This is a genomic window from Xanthomonas sp. NCPPB 3174 (assembly GCF_056725205.1).
In genome coordinates this window covers 3,939,171-3,955,036 of sequence record NZ_CM161517.1, presented here as the reverse complement: position 1 = coordinate 3,955,036, position 15,866 = coordinate 3,939,171, and the positions used below count along the sequence as shown (strand labels likewise).

Here is a 15,866-nt window from a genome sequence, read left to right as displayed (position 1 = left end):
CGTCACTTGACGCGATGCGGCATCGGCGTAGCATTCCGCCCACGCCAAGGGACAGACCCGCGGCGATCCACCCAACCGTGAGGGATGCTCATGGAGTTCGACTATTTGGTGTTCATCGGGCGCTTCGAGCCCTTCCACAACGGCCACGCTGCCGTTGCCCGCCACGCCCTGGCGCGTGGGCAGAAACTCATCTTCCTGATCGGCTCGGCCGAGACCCCCCGCACCATCCGCAATCCCTGGACCGTTGCCGAGCGCAGCGTGATGATCCAGGCCGCGCTGGAAGGTGCCGGCGAGCGCTTGATCCTGCGTCCGCTGCGCGATCACCTGTACAACGAAAGCCAGTGGATCGCCGCGGTGCAGTTCACGGTGGCCGAGGCGGTGCGCAGCGACGGCGGCAGCGCCGAGGCGCGGATCGGCCTGATCGGCATGGACAAGGACGCCAGCAGCTATTACCTGCGCGAGTTCCCGCAGTGGCCGCTGGTCGACGTGCAGCACACCGAGACGCTGTCGGCGACCGAGCTGCGCCGCTACCTGTTCGAGGCCGGCAACATCGATTTCCACGGTGCGCTGCTGATGCTGCGCGGCAACGTGCCGGCGCCGGTGTTCGACATGCTCGAGGCGTTCCGCAAGAACTCGCCGTCGTACGCCGAACTGCTCGCCGAATACCAGTTCATCGAGCAGTACCGCGCCGCCTGGAAGGAGGCGCCGTATCCGCCGACCTTCGTCACCGCCGATGCGGTGGTGGTGCATTCCGGGCACGTGCTGCTGGTGCGCCGCCGCGCGGCGCCGGGCAAGGGCCTGTGGGCGCTGCCGGGCGGTTTCGTCGGCCAGCACGAGAGCATCCTCGATGCGTGCCTGCGCGAGCTGCGCGAGGAGACCCGGCTGAAGATCCCGGTGCCGGTGCTCAAGGGCTCGCTGAAGAACCGCCACGTCTTCGACCACCCCGAACGCAGCCTGCGCGGGCGCACCATCACCCATGCCTTCCACTTCGAGTTCGTGTTCGGCGAACTGCCCGAGGTGCGCGGCGGCGACGACGCCGACAAGGCGCGCTGGGTGCCGGTCAGCGAGGTGCTGGGCATGGGCCCGAAATTGTTCGAAGACCACCTGCACCTGCTCGAATTCTTCCTGGGCCGCGGTTGACGCGGCCTCCCCGGCTGGCGGACAGACCGCCGGCTTTCCCCGACGCGAAGGAGCTTCCGTCATGCAATGCCTGAACAACCTGCTGCTCAACACCGACAGCTACAAGGCCAGCCACTGGCTGCAGTACCCGCCCGGCACCGACGCCACGTTCTTCTATGTGGAATCGCGCGGCGGCGTCTACGACCGCACCGTGTTCTTCGGCCTGCAGTCGATCCTGAAGGAGGCGCTGGGCCGCCCCGTCACCCATGCCGACATCGACGAGGCGCGCGACCTGTTCGCCGCGCACGGCGAGCCGTTCAACGAGGCCGGCTGGCGCGACATCGTCGACCGCCTCGGCGGCCAGTTACCGATCCGCATCCGCGCCGTGCCCGAGGGCAGCGTGGTGCCGACCCACAACGCGCTGATGACCATCGAGTCCACCGACGCGCAGGCCTACTGGGTGCCGTCGTACCTGGAGACGCTGCTGCTGCGCATCTGGTATCCGGTGACCGTGGCAACGGTGAGCTGGCACGCCAAGCAGACCATCCGCCAGTTCCTGGAGCGCACCAGCGACGATCCGGACGGGCAGTTGCCGTTCAAGCTGCACGATTTCGGCGCGCGCGGCGTGTCCAGCCTGGAATCGGCGGCGATCGGCGGCGCGGCGCACCTGGTCAACTTCCTCGGCACCGACACCGTGTCCGGGCTGTTGCTGGCGCGCGCGCACTACCACGAGCCGATGGCCGGCTATTCGATCCCCGCCGCCGAGCACAGCACCATCACCAGCTGGGGCCGCGAGCGCGAGGTCGATGCGTACCGCAACATGCTCAAGCAGTTCGGCAAGCCCGGCGGCGTGGTCGCGGTGGTATCGGACAGCTATGACATCTTCCACGCGATCCGCGAGCACTGGGGCACCACGCTGCGCGAGGAGGTGATCGCCTCCGGCGCCACCGTGGTGATCCGCCCGGACTCCGGCGATCCGGTGGCGGTGGTGCACCAGTGCCTGGAACTGCTCGAGGAGGCCTTCGGCCACAGCGTCAACGGCAAGGGCTACAAGGTGCTCAACCACGTGCGGGTGATCCAGGGCGACGGGGTCAACCCGACCAGCATCCGCGCGATCCTGGAGCGCATCACCAGCGCCGGCTACGCCACCGACAACCTGGCCTTCGGCATGGGCGGCGCGTTGCTGCAGCGGCTCGACCGCGATACGCAGAAGTTCGCGTTGAAGTGTTCGGCCGCGCGCGTCGACGGCCGCTGGATCGACGTCTACAAGGATCCGGTCACCGACAAGGGCAAGCTCAGCAAGCGCGGGCGCATGCGCCTGCTGCGGCACCGCGAGTACGGCAGCTACCGCACCGAGCCGGTGGCGCCAGACGCGGTGTCGGCCGAAGCGGTCGCCGGCCCGGCCGGCTACGACGATGCGATGGTCACCGTGTGGGAGAACGGCCGCCTGCTACACGACTGGACCTTCGCCGAGGTACGCGAGCGCGCGAACGCCGCGCGCCTGTAGGAGGCGGCCATGCACGCCTCCCTGCCAAGCGCGCCGCCGTTGAGCGGCGGCTCGCCGCTGTTCGCCGCGTTGCGCGCCAGCACCCCGCACCTGGAATGGCGGGTGCCGGCCGCCGCCGATGCGTCGCGCTGGCGACGTCAGCGCATCGGCGCGCGCGACTACCGCGTCGCGCAGCCGGTGACCTTCACTCCCTACGCATCGGTGCGGCCATGTTCGGCGCGCTGCCGCTTCTGCTCGGAAACCCTGCGGCCGCAGGCCGGCGGCACCGCCGCGGCGAGCCTGCGGCCACCGCCGGACTACTTCGCGCAGTTGCGCCAGGCGCTGGCGCAGTTGCGCGGGCTGCCGCTGTCGCATTCGCTGTCGGGGCTGGAGATGACCGACGACGAAAACTGGTTCGTGGAACTGCTGCAGACCCTGGGTGCCGCCGAGCGCGAGGGTCTGCTGGTCGAGCAGCGGGTGCTGTACAGCAATGGCGCCGGCTTCGCCCGCGGCCGCGGCGACGCGCTGCTGCAGGCGTTGCAGCGCTTCGGCCTGTCGTGGATCGAACTGTCGCGGCACCATCCGCAGCAGGCGCACAACGACGCGATCATGCGTTTCCGCGACGGCGAAGCGATTGCCGACGCGGGCGTCTTCGTCGCCACGGCGCAGCGCATCGCCGAAGCGCTGCCATTGCGCCTGGTGTGCATCCTGCAGCACGGCGGCATCGCCGATGCCGATGGCGTCGCCGCCTACCTGGAGTGGGCGCGTGCCTGCGGGGCGCGCACGGTGATCTTCCGCGAGTTCTCCCGACTCGGCGACGGTTACCGCGACGGCGGCACCGCGCGCTATCTGACGCAGGCGCGGGCCGCGGTGGAACAGGTACTCGGTGCCTGCATGGCCGCGCCGTGGTGGCGCACGCTGCAGCCGCTGCAGATCACCGAGGGCTACTACTTCTGGAACCTGCGCCTGGCCACCGCCGACGGCATGGAGGTGGTGTTCGAGACCTCCGACTACGGCGCGATGCACGCGCGCCACGACAGCGGCGACATCTACAAGCTGGTGTTCTTCGCCGACGGCCGGCTGTGCGCGGGCTGGCAGCCGGACCGCGATTTGCTGTGGCGGGCGCCGCATGGATAGCCGCAGCTGGTGGACGCCGCAGCCGGATCCGCCGGAACATCGGCTGCCGGAGGACCTGCGCCAGCGCGATCCGCTGGGCGCGCGCGACTGCGGCTGGGTCGGGCAGATGCGGCCGTTCGTGCGCCACTTCAGCGCGCCCGGCGCGCGTGTGCTGGATCCGTTCTGCGGCTTCGGCAGCACGCTGCTCGCGGCCGAACTGGAAGGCCGCCACGGCATCGGCCTGGAGATCGACGCGGCACGTGCGCGCTTGGCGCGCGAACGGCTGCAGCGGCTGGGCCTGCACGCCGAGGTGCTGGACGGCGGCTTGCCGCACTGCGCGCCATCCGCACCGGTGGACCTGTGCCTGACCAACGTCCCGTACTTCGGCTGTGCCTGGCCCGCCGATGCAGGGGCCGGTCAGCTCTACGCCAGCGCCGACTATGCAAGCTACCTGCACGGCCTGCGCGCGGTGTTCCATGGCGTGCGCCGCCACCTGCGCGAGGACGGCTTCTGCATCGCAATGGTGGAGAACGTCCAACTCGGCGAGGTCACCGTGCCGCAGGCCTGGGACCTGGCCCGGATCCTCGGCAGCCTGTTCGCGCCCTGTCCCGAGCGCGTGCTGTGCTACCCGCGCGAGACGGCGCAGCCGCTGGCGCCCGGCGACACCCGCAACGATCGCAGCCACGAGTACGCGCTGATCTTCCAGCACCGGCGCCAGCGCATCGACCTGGCGGGCACGGCGCAACTGCTGGCGGCCCTGCGCGCCGACGGTTTCGCCTTCGCGTTGTACGGCAGCTATCCGCGCTGGCTGGCCGATCCGGCGGCGGCACCGCGTCTGCCCGGCGACGTCGACCTGCTGTTGCCGCGCGACCTGGACGGCCTGCTGCGGCTGCTCGACTGGCTGCGCGCGCGTGGCTTCCTGCTGAGCCTGTGGGGCGAGCCGCTGGCGGCGCCGCCGACCCTGCAACTGCTCGACGCCCATCATTACCTGCGCGCCGAACGCCGGGCCGGCGACGGCGGCCTGCTGCGCGTGGACCTGGCGCTGGAACCCGCCGCCGCCTGACCCGGCGGCGGCCCGGCCGCGCATCTCGCTAACCGCGGGATGAGCGGCCGCGGCGGCGTCAAGGCCGCGCCGACGCGCTTGCGGCTATCCTTTGCCGCGGTTCCCTCTCTCCGGTCAACGGCCTATGTCCGCTACCCCCAAGGTTCTCGCCATTCCCGCGCTCGCGCTGATCGCGATCGGCCTGAGCGGCTGCTTCGCGCGCAAGCAGGACGGCCTGGTGAAAGAGACCTTCAACTCCGACAACACGTATTCGCGCAACTATCCGGTGCAGCCGGCGCAGGCCTGCGAATCGGCGCGCCGCGCGCTGCTGAGCCAGGGCTACGTGGTGTCCAAGGCCACCGCCGATGCGGTGGAAGGCACCAAGAACTTCCAGCCCAGCGACGAGTTGCACGAGCAACTGGAACTGCGCGTGTCGTGCGTGGCGCACGGGCAGGACGAGTCGTGGGTGTTCGTCAGCGCGCTGCAGGACCGCTATGCGCTGAAGAAGAGCCCGACCTCGGCCAGCGTCGGTGTCGGCGTACTCGGCTCGGTGTCGTTGCCGATCGGCAGCAGCGACGACTCGATGGTGCGGGTCGCCAGCAGCACCGTGCAAGACGGCGACTTCTACAAGCGCTTCTTCCAGTTGATGAGCGAGTACCTGCCCAAGAGCAAGCCCGCACCGGAGCCGCCCGCGCATCCGCCGACGCCGGCGGCGATGGCGGCGCCAGCACCGGTGCCGGCACCGGCAGCACCTCCAGCGGCCGCGTCGACCGAGCCGTCACCGACGCCCGCTGCGGTGCCTACGTCGCCGCCGACACCCGCATCGGCCACGGCAGCGCAGCCGCCGGCCACGACGGCGCCGGCAAGCAACGAACCCGGTGGCGCCGACTGATTCAGGCGCTGCTGCAGAAGCTGAATGCGGCCGATTTCGCTTCACGAACCATTCGCGAAATCGGTGAGAAGGTGGCGCCCGTCGAGAGCGCGGTGCTAGTGCATCGGCTCCGCCACCCAGGAGCAATCAGCATGAACACTCTCAAATCCGCCTTGTGTCTTTCCGTGCTCGCCATCGCCACGGCCGCCGCGCCGCTCGCCGAGGCGCAGCGCCATTACGGCCCCGAGGACAATGGCCGCCGTTTCAGCGACGGCACCCGCGTGCACTGCAAGAAGGTCGCGGTGCGCAAGAACAGCACCGACCCGGACCGCATCGGGGGCACCCTGGCGGGCGCGGCGATCGGCGGCCTGCTCGGCAACCAGATCGGCAAGGGCGATGGCCGCAAGCTGGCCACGGTCGGCGGCGCGGTCGCCGGTGGCGCCACCGGCCGTTACATCCAGGGCCAGCGTCAGCAGGCCAATGGCAATCGCGTGGTCGAGACCGTCTGCAAGCGCTACTGAGTCGCGCCACTGCGCCGTGTCGGTCGGCGCCTGGCGCCGACCTGACGACCTGACGACGTGATAAAGCACGCCCCGGCGGAGTCCTCCGCCGGGGCGTTTTCTTTGGGATGTCGGTTGCGACGTCGCGCGCAGCGCCGCCGCCGTAGCTCAACCGGCGAGCAGGTCGCGCAGCGCCGCGTCCAACTGCGGATAACGGAACACATAGCCCTCGCGCTGTGCGCGTGCGGGCAGCACGCGCTGGCTGCCTAGCAGCAGTTCCGCCATCTCGCCGAAGCCCAGGCGCAGCGCCGCCGCCGGCATCGGCAGCAGCGCCGGACGATGCAGGGTCGCGGCGAGTTGCTGCGCGAACGCGGCATTGGTCACCGGCGCTGGCGCGGTGGCGTCGTAGGCGCCTTCGCCACCGTGCTGCAGCAGCCACAGCAGCAGCCCGACCTGATCGTCGCGGTGGATCCAGCTCATCCACTGGCGGCCATCGCCCATGCGTCCGCCCATGCCGAAGCGGAACGGCAGCAGCATCCGCGCCAGCGCGCCGCCGTCGCGGCCCAGCACCACGCCGGTGCGGATCAGGCTGGTGCGCACGCCCAACTCCTGCGCGCGCAACGCTTCGGCTTCCCAGTCGCGGCACAGCTCGGCGGAAAAGTCGTCGCCGGGCGTGCTGGTTTCGTCCAGGACCTCGTCGCCGCGATCGCCGTAGTAGCCGATCGCCGAGCCGGAGATCAGGCAACCCGGACGCCGCGCGGCGTCGAGCCCGCTCATCCAGTCGATCAGGGCGCGGGTGGTGCCGATGCGCGAGGTACGGAAGCGGCGCTTGCGGGTGGCGCTCCAGCGGCCCTCGGTCAGCGGTTCGCCGGCGAGGTTGATCACCGCATCGGCCGGTGCGGCGCGCCGCAGATCGTCCAGCGCCTGCACCGCCGGCAACAGCCGCGCCGCGCGCGCCGGGTCGCGGGTGAGCACGCTGACCCTGTGCCCGGCGTCGAGCAGGGCAGCGCACAGTGCGCTGCCGATGAATCCGGTGCCTCCGGTAACGAGCACGTGCATGCAGGGGATCGCTTGCGCCAAGGGAGCCGCAGTGTAGGTGCGCCGGGCATGGCGGAAGAGTGAATGCCGACGCCGCCGGTGCGGCGGGGCGGTTTCGCGACGCCTGCACGGGCCACCCGTCAGGCTGCGCGGGCGCCGCGCCGCGCCGCGCAACCAACGGATGTTCCTGCTCGCGATGCCCGCTCCATGATCCGACCACCCCGATTCGCGCGCATGCCGCGTCCGCGCCGCGGCGTGGGTCTGCTGCTGGCTGCGCTGCTCGCCAGTGCCGCGGCGACGGCCGCGCCAGCGCCGGCCGACCAGGCCAGCGCCGCCTGTCTGACTGCCCTGCTGGAGCGGCTCGGCTGGCGCATCGGCAGGACCGCCGACGCGCAGCCACACATCGCCGCTGGCGCGCCCTGCGAACGCGGTTCGCTGGCCGAGGCGCAGGCGCACGGCGATCTGCAGGCGGCCTTGCCCACCGGCTGGAATGACGCGCAGCGGCAGCAGGCGTTGCGCGCCTTGCTGGACGCGCCGGCGACGCAGTGCGGCTATTTCCTGCAACTGGGCGCGGCCACCACGCGCGCGGTCGCGCGGCTGCAGGACAATCCGGGCTATCGCTTCTCGGCGCTGCAACTGGGCTGGATCGGCTTCGGCCTGCGCGGCGCGCACGCGCAAGGCTGGGAGCGCTTCCGCAGCTTCGGCCGCGGCTATCGCCCGGCCGGCGGCAATGCGCAGGCGATCGAGGCGTTCTACAGCGGCCACGTGCGCTCGGAATGCGGCGTCGGCCGGCAGATCGCGCAACTGGCAACGCAGCGCGAACTGTATGGCGATGCCGCGTTCGACCGCGCGTTCAGCGCCGACGAGCTGTCGATCGGCACCTTCCTGACCCTGCACGACACCGACAGCATCCTGCTCGGCGCGCATGCCGGCGAGTTCTTCGCCGACGGCAAGGCGGCCAGGACCGCGCAGCGCGGCCGTGCGGCCTTCCTCGGTGCGCCCGGCTACATCGTGCACGTGTTCGAGCGTCGCTACCTGGACGACATCAACAACCAGGCGGAAAACTTCGTGGTCGCCGCGGTCAGTGCCGAGGCCGCGGCATCTCTGCGCGCGCATGGTGGCTTCGCTTACTACGACGGCCAGAACCGGCGCATCTGGGAACTGGCGCAGGCGCTGCGCGGTCCGGGGCGGGAGCGCTTCGAGCGCCTGCTGTACGTGCGCGACCCGGCGCTGCGCGCACGCCTGGATCCGGCGCAGCAGGCGGTGCTCGCGCAACTCGACGCCTTGCTCGACGATCCGTTCTACCGGGGCTTTCAGGTCTACGTGCATCCCAAGGGCGTCAAGCCGATCGGTTATCACGTGGTGCGGCTGCTGGATCGCAATCCGCGCACGCCGTTTGCGATCGAGCTGACCCTGCACAACCTGCACACCACCCTGTACCGGCGCTGGCGCGACCTGCAACTGCACGACTGCGCACAGACGCCGCGGTCGGCGCGTGCCGATGTGCCGGCGCCTTAGCTGCGCGTCACGTCGGCATCGCCGCTTCGTGAGACCCTAACCCTCCTTTTTTCGAACCGGGAACGACGCATGGAACTGGGACTTGTAGGCTTGGGCCGGATGGGCGCCAACATGGCCGAGCGGCTGGTGCGCGGCGGGCATCGCGTGGTCGGTTTCGACCTGGGCGAGGCCGCGCGCAGTTCGGCGCAGCAGCGCGGGGTGGAAGCGGTCGACAGCATGGCCGCGCTGATCGCGGCGCTGCCGGCGCCGCGCGCGGTGTGGCTGATGGTGCCTGCCGGCAAGGTCGTCGACGACACCCTGGCGGCGCTGCTGCCGCTGCTGGGCGAGGGCGACGTGGTGATCGACGGCGGCAATTCCTACTACAAGGATTCGATGCGCCGTGCCGGCGAACTCGCCGCGCACGGCATCGCCTATGTCGACTGCGGCACCAGCGGCGGCGTGTGGGGGCTGCGCGAGGGCTACAGCCTGATGATCGGCGGCGACACCGCCGCGGTGCAGCGCCTGCACGATGTGTTCGCGACCCTGGCGCCGGCCGCCGATGCCGGTTGGGGACACGTCGGCCCCAGCGGTGCCGGCCACTTCACCAAGATGGTCCACAACGGCATCGAGTACGGAATGATGCAGGCCTATGCCGAAGGCTTCGCGCTGATGGGGCGCAAGCAGGAGTTCGCGCTGGACCTGCACCAGGTGGCCGAGGTCTGGCGCCAGGGCAGCGTGGTGCGTTCCTGGCTGCTGGACCTGTGCGCCGATGCGCTGGGCGAGAATCCGACCCTGGCCGGCATCGCGCCGTTCGTCCAGGATTCCGGCGAAGGCCGTTGGACGGTGGCCGAGGCCATCGACCTGGACGTGCCTGCTCCTGTGATCACCCTCTCGCTGCTGGAGCGGCTGCGCTCGCGCGACGACGATTCGTTCGCCGACAAGTTGCTGGCGGCGATGCGCAACCAGTTCGGCGGTCATGCGATCAAGCACGAGGGCGGCGCCGCACCCGCGCCGGGCGGCACGCGTCCGGCCTGAGCCGCGGCGCTCAGTCCAGCGTCACGCTGCAACCGGAGGCGGCGCTGTGCACGCCCGCCTCCAGCAGGCGCATCACCGCCAGCGCCTGCGCCGCATCCACCGGCGCAGGCCCACGCCCGGCCAGCGCCTCGCGAAACGCCGCGTAGCAGTCGCGGTAATCGCCGCGGTGCGCCGGCAGCGTCTGCACGGCGTGCGTGCCGTCGGCGCCGACCAGGCGCAACTGGCCGGGCAGGGGATCCTCGCCCCAGCCGGGCGCGCCCGGCGCGACTCCGGCGCGCAACTGCGCTTCCTGCGTGTCCAGTCCATGCTTGAGATAGCTGCCGGCGGTGCCGTGGAGCGCGAAGCGCAGGCCGTTCGCGGCGACCAGCGAGCCGGCATGCAAAACCACCCGCAGCCGCGGATAGCGCAGCACCGCGTGCACGTAATCCACCGTCTGCGCACCGGGGCGCTGCAGCGCCAGGTCGGCCTGCAGCGATTGCGGCGGCCCGAACAGCTGCAGCGCCTGGTCGAGCAGGTGCGGCCCCAGGTCGAACCATAGCCCCGAGCCGGGGAGCGCGTGCTCGCGCCAGCGGTCGACCACCTGCGGACGATGGCGGTCGAAGTGGGAATGGAACTCGGCGATCTCGCCGAGCGTGCCGGCCTCCAGCAGGGCGCGCACGCCCAGGAAGTCGCCGTCCCAGCGTCGGTTCTGGAACACGCTGACGATGCGGCCGACGCGTTGCGCCTGGTCGAGCACCTGCTGCGCCTCGGCGACGTCCAGCGTGAACGGCTTGTCCACCAGCACGTGCTTGCCCTGGGCCAGGGCGGCCAGCGCCAACGGCGCGTGGGTCTGGTTGGGCGTGGCGATCACCACCGCATCGATCCGCGGATCGGCGAAGGCCTGCGCCGCATCGGCGACCACGTGCGCCTGTGGCCAGGCCGCATGCACCGCCTCGGCCTGGCGCGAGACCACGGTGTGCAGGTGCAGGCCGGGCGTGTGTGCGATCAGCGGCGCATGGAAGGTGCGGCCCACGTAGCCGAAGCCGAGCAGGGCGAGATTGAAGGCGGACATGGGCGCGGGCGGAAGCGACGGGCATCCAGTATCGCCCGGCTGCTGGCGCGCATCGTGCATTCACGCTGCGGCGATTCCGTGGTCACGCTGCCTGTACGACGGCGTGGTGGAGACTGCGCGCACATTCAGCGGAGGAAGACACGATGAAGACGATCAATGCACGCACCCTGCTCGGCGCCACCCTGATGGCCGGTTTCGCGTTCGGCGCCGGCCAGGCGTTCGCCGCCGGTCAGGCCACCGGCGCCAAGGACCACGGCACCATGGGCCAGCAGGACACCATGCAGCACGACACCACCGCCCACGACGCCAGCCGCCACGATTCCAAGGAGCCGGTCACCGACACCTGGATCACCACCAAGGTGAAAGCCGATCTGCTGGCCACCAAGAACGTGTCGGGCACCGAGATCAAGGTCGATACCGTGAATGGCACGGTCAAGCTCTCGGGCGCGGTCGCGACCAAGGCGGAGAAGGACAAGGCCGTGGCGGTCGCCAAGAAGATCGACGGGGTCAAGAAGGTCGATGCGACCGACCTGAAGGTCAGCGCCGCCGCCAAGAAGTAAGCATTGCGCTCCGCGGCCGCGGGTGGGGATGCGACGAGGCGCCCCACCCGCGACAGCCGGCCTGCGACGCACCCTGCGGGGTGCGTTTTTTTTGGAAGCTCGAAATTGGAGACGCGCATCGCATTTCGCGTCGCTTTGACACAGGTTCAGACATCATCCCTTCATGTTCGTCAACGGATCACGCGCGATGTTGGAGACCCAAGCCCACCCAGCCGCGAGCCCTGCGGCCGCGGCGGCCGAAGCGCTCGGCGCCGCGCTGTCGAGCCGTGGCGCCCAGCCGTCGCTGTTGCTGCCGGCCGTGCGCAGGCTCGAGGCGCAGTTGAGCATGCTGCTGACCACCTTTCATGACGACGCCGGCTTCTGGCCCGCGTTCTCCGTGCTGATGCAGGAGCTGGATCAGGGCCTGAGCCTGTCCGAGCGCCGGCGCCTGCACAGCCACGCCGATTTCCTGCTGGTGCGCGCCGGCATGCCGGCCTGGACCCTGGTCGGCGCCAATGCCGGTTCCGCCCCGCCCCCGGCGCGCCGGCCCTGAGCGCGGTGTGTGCGTGGGATTCGTGCGGGCGGCCCCATGCCGCCCGTTTCGTCGTGCGCGTGCACTGGGATAGAGTCATTGCCGCTGCCGCGATCGGGGTGTCGCGCTTCCGCTGAATAATTCATCTGCTGCCGGGGAAGATGGGCGACAATGCGCGCCCGCGATGGCCGCAGCCGTTCCTTCTTTTCACGCATCCGCTATGCAGACCATCGCCAAACACGATGCTTGGGACCGCTGGCGCCTGCCGCTGCTGGCCTTGGCCGTCGTCCTGATCGTCATCCTGCCCTCGCTGCTGCTGCGGCAGATGAATGCCAGTACCCTGCGCGCCGCCGACTGGGTGGCGCACAGTCAGGAAGTGACCGCCACCCTGAACGGGATGGAGGCGGACCTGCGCGACATGGAATCGGCGGCGATGGCGATGTCGCATGGCGTGCAGTCGCCGATCCTGACCGCGCGCATGGAGCAGTCGCGCAAGTCGCTGCAGCCGACGCTTGCGCACCTGGCCGAGCTGACCCGCGACAATCCGGACCAGCAGATCCGCGTCGGTCGCCTGCAGAGCACGCTGGAACGGCGGGGCCTGATCGCCGAGCGGATCGCGCAGACCCGCGATCCGGAGCGGATCCGCGCCCTGATCCAGGACATGACCGCCGACAACCCGGTGCGCGGCCTGATCAACGAACTGCAGCGGCGCGAGGACGACCTGCTGGTCGAGCGCACCGCCGACGCCGATCAGCGGCGCATGCTGGCTTCCGCTGTCAGTTGGACCTCGCTGGTGGTGCAGCTGCTGCTGCTGGGCCTGGTGATCTGGCTGCTGCAACGGCAGATCGGCCGGCGCCTGGACGCCGAGCGCGACATGTTGCGTGCCAACGGTCGCGCCGCGGCGGTGCTGCAGACCGTGCGCGAGCCGATCGTGCTGCTCGACAACGGGCAGCGCATGCTGATGCACAACACCGCCTTCGCCGAACTGTACGGCATGGACCTGGCCGATCCGCCGAGGATGCTGACCGATGTCGGCGACGGCGTCTGGCGGGATCCGATCATCGCCCAGCGCCTGGCCGACGTGCTGCTGCGCGGACGCGAATTATGGGATTTCGAGCACGAACAACTTGGCGCGGACGGCGTACCAAGGACCATGCTGCTGAATGCGCGGCGCATGCCGCTACCGGACAGCGAGGATGAAGTGGTCTTGATGACGGTCAGCGACATCACCCTGCAAAAGAGCGCCCAGCAGCGCATCCAGGAGCTGAACCGGCAACTGGAGGGCAAGGTCGAGCAGGTGTCGGAGGTCAACCGCGAACTGGAGGCGTTCAGCTACTCGGTCTCGCACGATCTGCGCGCGCCGCTGCGCCACGTGGCCGGCTTCGCCGACAAGCTGGTGCGGCACCTGGGCGATGGTGCCGATGAGAAGAGCCGGCACTACCTGGAGGTGATCGGCACCTCGGCGCGGCGCATGGCCTCGCTGATCGACGACCTGCTGGTGTACTCGCGCCTGGGTCGCAGTGCGCTGCGCCTGCAGGCGGTGGACATGCAGTCGCTGGTGGCGGAGACGCGTTCGGTGCTCGACGCCAACTACCAGTCCGACCATGGCGACAGCGGGCATCGCATCGAATGGAGCATCGCGCCGTTGCCGATCCTGGTCGCCGACGAAAACATGATGCGCCAGCTGTGGCTGAACCTGCTCGGCAATGCGGTCAAGTACAGCGCCAAGCGCGAGGTCGCGCAGATCGAGGTCGGCTACCAGGTGCAGCCGGACGGCAGCCATCACTTCAGCGTGCGCGACAATGGCGCAGGCTTCGACATGACCTACGCGGCCAAGCTGTTCGGCGTATTCCAGCGCCTGCACAAGGCCAGCGAGTATTCCGGTACCGGCATCGGCCTGGCCAGCGTGCGCCGCGTGCTGGCCCGCCATGGCGGCCACATCTGGGCCGAGTCCGCCCCCGACCAGGGCGCCACCTTCCATTTCGTCTTGCCCCCGGCGCCCGAAGCGTCCTCTACCGAGTTCATTGCATGACCGCCATCCGCACCATCCTGCTTGCCGAAGACAGCCCCGCCGATGCCGAAATGGCGGTGGATGCGTTGCGCGACGCGCGTCTGGCCAATCCCATCGTGCACGTCGAGGACGGCGTGGAGGCGATGGACTACCTGCTGCGCCGCGGCGCCTATGCCGACCGCGAGGAAGGCCTGCCGGCGGTGCTGCTGCTGGACATCAAGATGCCGCGCATGGACGGCCTGGAAGTGCTCAAGCTGGTGCGCAGCGAGGAATCGCTCAAGCGCCTGCCGGTGGTGATCCTGTCGTCCTCGCGCGAGGAAAGCGACCTGGCCCGCAGCTGGGACCTGGGCGTGAACGCGTATGTGGTCAAGCCGGTGGACGTGGACCAGTTCTTCACCGCGGTGAAGACCCTGGGCACCTTCTGGGCGCTGATCAACCAGGCGCCGGACAAAGAGTAAGCGCGCATGCCCACCACCGGCCCCAGGCTTGGCCCGATCCGGATCCTCATGGTCGAGGATTCGCCGGAGGATGCCGAGCTGCTGTCCGACCAGTTGCTGGACGCCGGCCTGGAGGCGACCTTCCGCCGCGTGGAAAGCGAGCCGACCCTGCGTGAGGCGCTGGGCGAGTTCGCCCCGGACATCGTGCTGTCGGACCTGAGCATGCCCGGGTTCTCCGGGCACGAGGCGCTGCGGGTGGTGCGCGAGGACGGCAACGCGGTGCCCTTCATCTTCGTCTCCGGCACCATCGGCGAGGAGACCGCGGTGGAGGCGCTGCGCGACGGCGCCAACGACTACATCATCAAGCACAACCCGACCCGCCTGCCGTCGGCGGTGGCGCGGGCGATCCGCGAGGCCCGCACCGAACGCGAGCGGCAGCGGGTGGAGCGCGAACTGATGCGCGCGCAGCGGCTGGAGAGCCTGGCCCTGCTCGCCGCCGGCCTCAGCCACGACCTGCGCAACATCCTGCAGCCGCTGCTGATCGTGCCGGAACTGATCGTCGGTCGCAGCGACGATCCGCAACTGCGGCACCTGGCCGACGTCATCGCCGAGTGCGGCCGGCGCGGCCACGAAATGGCCGAGTCGATGCTCTCGTTCGTGCGCGGCTCGCGCACGCCGAGCGAGCGGGTGCGCATCGCCGAACTGTTCCAGGCGGTGCAGATGCTGCTCAAGAGCAGCCTCCCGGAGCGGGTGACGCTGCAGGCGGACGTGGCCGATCCGGCGCTGTCGATCGAAGCCAACTACACCGAACTGCAGCAGTGCCTGCTCAACCTCGGCCTCAACGCGATCCAGGCGATGCCCGACGGCGGCCAGCTGAGCTTCTCGGCGGCGCCGGCGATCGGCGCCGACGGCAGCGAGCAGGTGCGCATCCTGGTCCGCGACAGCGGAATGGGCATGGACGCGGAGACCCAGGCGCGGCTGTTCAGTCCCTTCTTCACCACCAAGCCGGACGGTACCGGCCTGGGCCTGATCTCGTGCAAGCGCATCGTCGAAAGCTACGGCGGCCGGATCGGCGTGGACAGCACGCCGGGGCAGGGCACCTGTTTCGAAATGCTGATCCCGCTGCGCGCGCCGGCGCCATCGACCGAGCCCGAGCTGTCGTTGCCGATGGGCAAGGGCCAGCGCGTGCTGCTGGTCGACGGCGAGGCCACGCGCCTGTCGCTGCTTGGCAATGCGCTGTCCAGCCAGGGCTATCGCCCGCAACTGGCCTCGGACGGCGCCGCGGCGTTGCGCGACGTCGAGGAGCACGGCCTGCCGGAGCTGGTGATCGTCGACAGCGACATCATCCTGCTCTCGGCGGTGCACCTGCTGCTGGCGTTGCAGGACCTGGGCTACCAGGGTCCGGCGATCGTCCTCGAGGACACCGGCACCACCCTGGAGCGCGACCACTTCCCCGCCGACATCGCCGTGCACGTCCTGCGCAAGCCGCTGGAAATGCAGCGCGTGTTCCGGGCTGTGGCGCATGCCCTCGAAAGTGGCTGAGTCAGGGGCCGGGATTAGGGATTCGGGATTGGAGATTCGTTGTGAAGCAG

The 15,866-nt window shown here is 70.0% G+C and carries 15 protein-coding genes; 13 read left to right on the top strand and 2 right to left on the bottom strand.

Annotated elements, in window-relative coordinates:
• Positions 1-84 precede the first annotated feature (84 nt).
• The 6 genes from AC1PK7_RS17040 to AC1PK7_RS17015 all read left to right on the top strand — a co-directional run bounded on the left by AC1PK7_RS17040 (position 85) and on the right by AC1PK7_RS17015 (position 6,155).
• The gene (locus AC1PK7_RS17040; protein WP_481098904.1) at positions 85-1,140 is read left to right on the top strand and encodes a bifunctional nicotinamide-nucleotide adenylyltransferase/Nudix hydroxylase; all 1,056 of its coding nucleotides are present in this window, start codon (positions 85-87) and stop codon (positions 1,138-1,140) included.
• Between the two features lie 61 nt (positions 1,141-1,201).
• Positions 1,202-2,626, top strand: coding sequence for a nicotinate phosphoribosyltransferase (locus AC1PK7_RS17035; protein ID WP_481098903.1), 1,425 nt, complete (start codon positions 1,202-1,204; stop codon positions 2,624-2,626).
• Positions 2,627-2,635: 9 nt separating this feature from the next.
• On the top strand, positions 2,636-3,742 hold the full coding sequence (locus AC1PK7_RS17030; RefSeq protein ID WP_481098902.1) for a hypothetical protein: 1,107 nt from the start codon (positions 2,636-2,638) through the stop codon (positions 3,740-3,742).
• A complete protein-coding gene (locus AC1PK7_RS17025; protein WP_481098901.1) occupies positions 3,735-4,784 on the top strand; it encodes a DNA methyltransferase in 1,050 nt (349 codons plus the stop codon). Before AC1PK7_RS17030 ends, AC1PK7_RS17025 begins: the two co-directional genes overlap by 8 nt.
• Before the next feature lie 124 nt (positions 4,785-4,908).
• Positions 4,909-5,655 (top strand): DUF2242 domain-containing protein, encoded by a 747-nt coding sequence (locus tag AC1PK7_RS17020; RefSeq protein WP_481098900.1) that lies wholly within the window; start codon positions 4,909-4,911, stop codon positions 5,653-5,655.
• A 131-nt stretch (positions 5,656-5,786) separates the two neighbouring features.
• A complete protein-coding gene (locus tag AC1PK7_RS17015; RefSeq protein WP_048492391.1) occupies positions 5,787-6,155 on the top strand; it encodes a glycine zipper 2TM domain-containing protein in 369 nt (122 codons plus the stop codon).
• A gap of 147 nt (positions 6,156-6,302) precedes the next feature.
• Here the strand turns inward: AC1PK7_RS17015 and AC1PK7_RS17010 are convergent, their stop codons facing one another.
• Entirely contained in the window at positions 6,303-7,193 is an 891-nt protein-coding gene (locus AC1PK7_RS17010; protein ID WP_481098899.1) for a TIGR01777 family oxidoreductase, read from the bottom strand.
• Between the two features lie 186 nt (positions 7,194-7,379).
• Between AC1PK7_RS17010 and AC1PK7_RS17005 the strand changes: the two genes are divergently transcribed.
• Together AC1PK7_RS17005 and gnd are read left to right on the top strand one after the other, a co-directional pair.
• Positions 7,380-8,690 carry a hypothetical protein gene (locus AC1PK7_RS17005; protein ID WP_481098898.1) on the top strand — a complete coding sequence of 437 codons (1,311 nt, stop codon included), beginning with the start codon at positions 7,380-7,382 and terminating at the stop codon, positions 8,688-8,690.
• Positions 8,691-8,759: 69 nt separating this feature from the next.
• A complete protein-coding gene (gnd, locus tag AC1PK7_RS17000; RefSeq protein WP_481098897.1) occupies positions 8,760-9,704 on the top strand; it encodes a phosphogluconate dehydrogenase (NAD(+)-dependent, decarboxylating) in 945 nt (314 codons plus the stop codon).
• 10 nt (positions 9,705-9,714) lie between these two features.
• On the opposite strand, the gene AC1PK7_RS16995 is transcribed toward gnd, so the two are convergent.
• Positions 9,715-10,755: an oxidoreductase gene (locus AC1PK7_RS16995; RefSeq protein ID WP_481098896.1), complete on the bottom strand. Its 1,041-nt coding sequence runs from the start codon at positions 10,753-10,755 to the stop codon at positions 9,715-9,717.
• 143 nt (positions 10,756-10,898) lie between these two features.
• Between AC1PK7_RS16995 and AC1PK7_RS16990 the strand changes: the two genes are divergently transcribed.
• The 5 genes from AC1PK7_RS16990 to AC1PK7_RS16970 all read left to right on the top strand — a co-directional run bounded on the left by AC1PK7_RS16990 (position 10,899) and on the right by AC1PK7_RS16970 (position 15,816).
• Positions 10,899-11,315, top strand: a complete 417-nt coding sequence (locus AC1PK7_RS16990) for a BON domain-containing protein (RefSeq protein ID WP_481098895.1) — start codon at positions 10,899-10,901, stop codon at positions 11,313-11,315.
• A gap of 163 nt (positions 11,316-11,478) precedes the next feature.
• A complete protein-coding gene (locus AC1PK7_RS16985) occupies positions 11,479-11,847 on the top strand; it encodes a hypothetical protein (RefSeq protein WP_209231485.1) in 369 nt (122 codons plus the stop codon).
• A 199-nt stretch (positions 11,848-12,046) separates the two neighbouring features.
• The gene (locus AC1PK7_RS16980; protein WP_420007777.1) at positions 12,047-13,858 is read left to right on the top strand and encodes a sensor histidine kinase; all 1,812 of its coding nucleotides are present in this window, start codon (positions 12,047-12,049) and stop codon (positions 13,856-13,858) included.
• Positions 13,855-14,295 carry a response regulator gene (locus AC1PK7_RS16975; RefSeq protein ID WP_010343137.1) on the top strand — a complete coding sequence of 147 codons (441 nt, stop codon included), beginning with the start codon at positions 13,855-13,857 and terminating at the stop codon, positions 14,293-14,295. The genes AC1PK7_RS16980 and AC1PK7_RS16975 overlap by 4 nt, the downstream gene beginning before the upstream one ends.
• 6 nt (positions 14,296-14,301) lie before the next feature.
• Positions 14,302-15,816, top strand: coding sequence for an ATP-binding response regulator (locus AC1PK7_RS16970; RefSeq protein WP_481098894.1), 1,515 nt, complete (start codon positions 14,302-14,304; stop codon positions 15,814-15,816).
• The last annotated feature ends 50 nt before the right edge of the window (positions 15,817-15,866 follow it).

Excerpts from the sequence above, each read along its gene's own strand:
- AC1PK7_RS16980 (WP_420007777.1), top strand. The coding sequence starts at position 12,047 with ATGCAGACCATCGCCAAACACGATGCTTGGGACCGCTGGCGCCTGCCG.
- AC1PK7_RS17030 (WP_481098902.1), top strand. The coding sequence starts at position 2,636 with ATGCACGCCTCCCTGCCAAGCGCGCCGCCGTTGAGCGGCGGCTCGCCG.
- AC1PK7_RS17005 (WP_481098898.1), top strand. The coding sequence starts at position 7,380 with ATGATCCGACCACCCCGATTCGCGCGCATGCCGCGTCCGCGCCGCGGC.
- AC1PK7_RS17040 (WP_481098904.1), top strand. The coding sequence starts at position 85 with ATGCTCATGGAGTTCGACTATTTGGTGTTCATCGGGCGCTTCGAGCCC.
- AC1PK7_RS16975 (WP_010343137.1), top strand. The coding sequence starts at position 13,855 with ATGACCGCCATCCGCACCATCCTGCTTGCCGAAGACAGCCCCGCCGAT.
- AC1PK7_RS17020 (WP_481098900.1), top strand. The coding sequence starts at position 4,909 with ATGTCCGCTACCCCCAAGGTTCTCGCCATTCCCGCGCTCGCGCTGATC.
- gnd (WP_481098897.1), top strand. The coding sequence starts at position 8,760 with ATGGAACTGGGACTTGTAGGCTTGGGCCGGATGGGCGCCAACATGGCC.
- AC1PK7_RS16970 (WP_481098894.1), top strand. The coding sequence starts at position 14,302 with ATGCCCACCACCGGCCCCAGGCTTGGCCCGATCCGGATCCTCATGGTC.
- AC1PK7_RS16995 (WP_481098896.1), bottom strand. The coding sequence starts at position 10,755 with ATGTCCGCCTTCAATCTCGCCCTGCTCGGCTTCGGCTACGTGGGCCGC.
- AC1PK7_RS17010 (WP_481098899.1), bottom strand. The coding sequence starts at position 7,193 with ATGCACGTGCTCGTTACCGGAGGCACCGGATTCATCGGCAGCGCACTG.
- AC1PK7_RS17025 (WP_481098901.1), top strand. The coding sequence starts at position 3,735 with ATGGATAGCCGCAGCTGGTGGACGCCGCAGCCGGATCCGCCGGAACAT.
- AC1PK7_RS17035 (WP_481098903.1), top strand. The coding sequence starts at position 1,202 with ATGCAATGCCTGAACAACCTGCTGCTCAACACCGACAGCTACAAGGCC.
- AC1PK7_RS16985 (WP_209231485.1), top strand. The coding sequence starts at position 11,479 with ATGTTCGTCAACGGATCACGCGCGATGTTGGAGACCCAAGCCCACCCA.
- AC1PK7_RS16990 (WP_481098895.1), top strand. The coding sequence starts at position 10,899 with ATGAAGACGATCAATGCACGCACCCTGCTCGGCGCCACCCTGATGGCC.
- AC1PK7_RS17015 (WP_048492391.1), top strand. The coding sequence starts at position 5,787 with ATGAACACTCTCAAATCCGCCTTGTGTCTTTCCGTGCTCGCCATCGCC.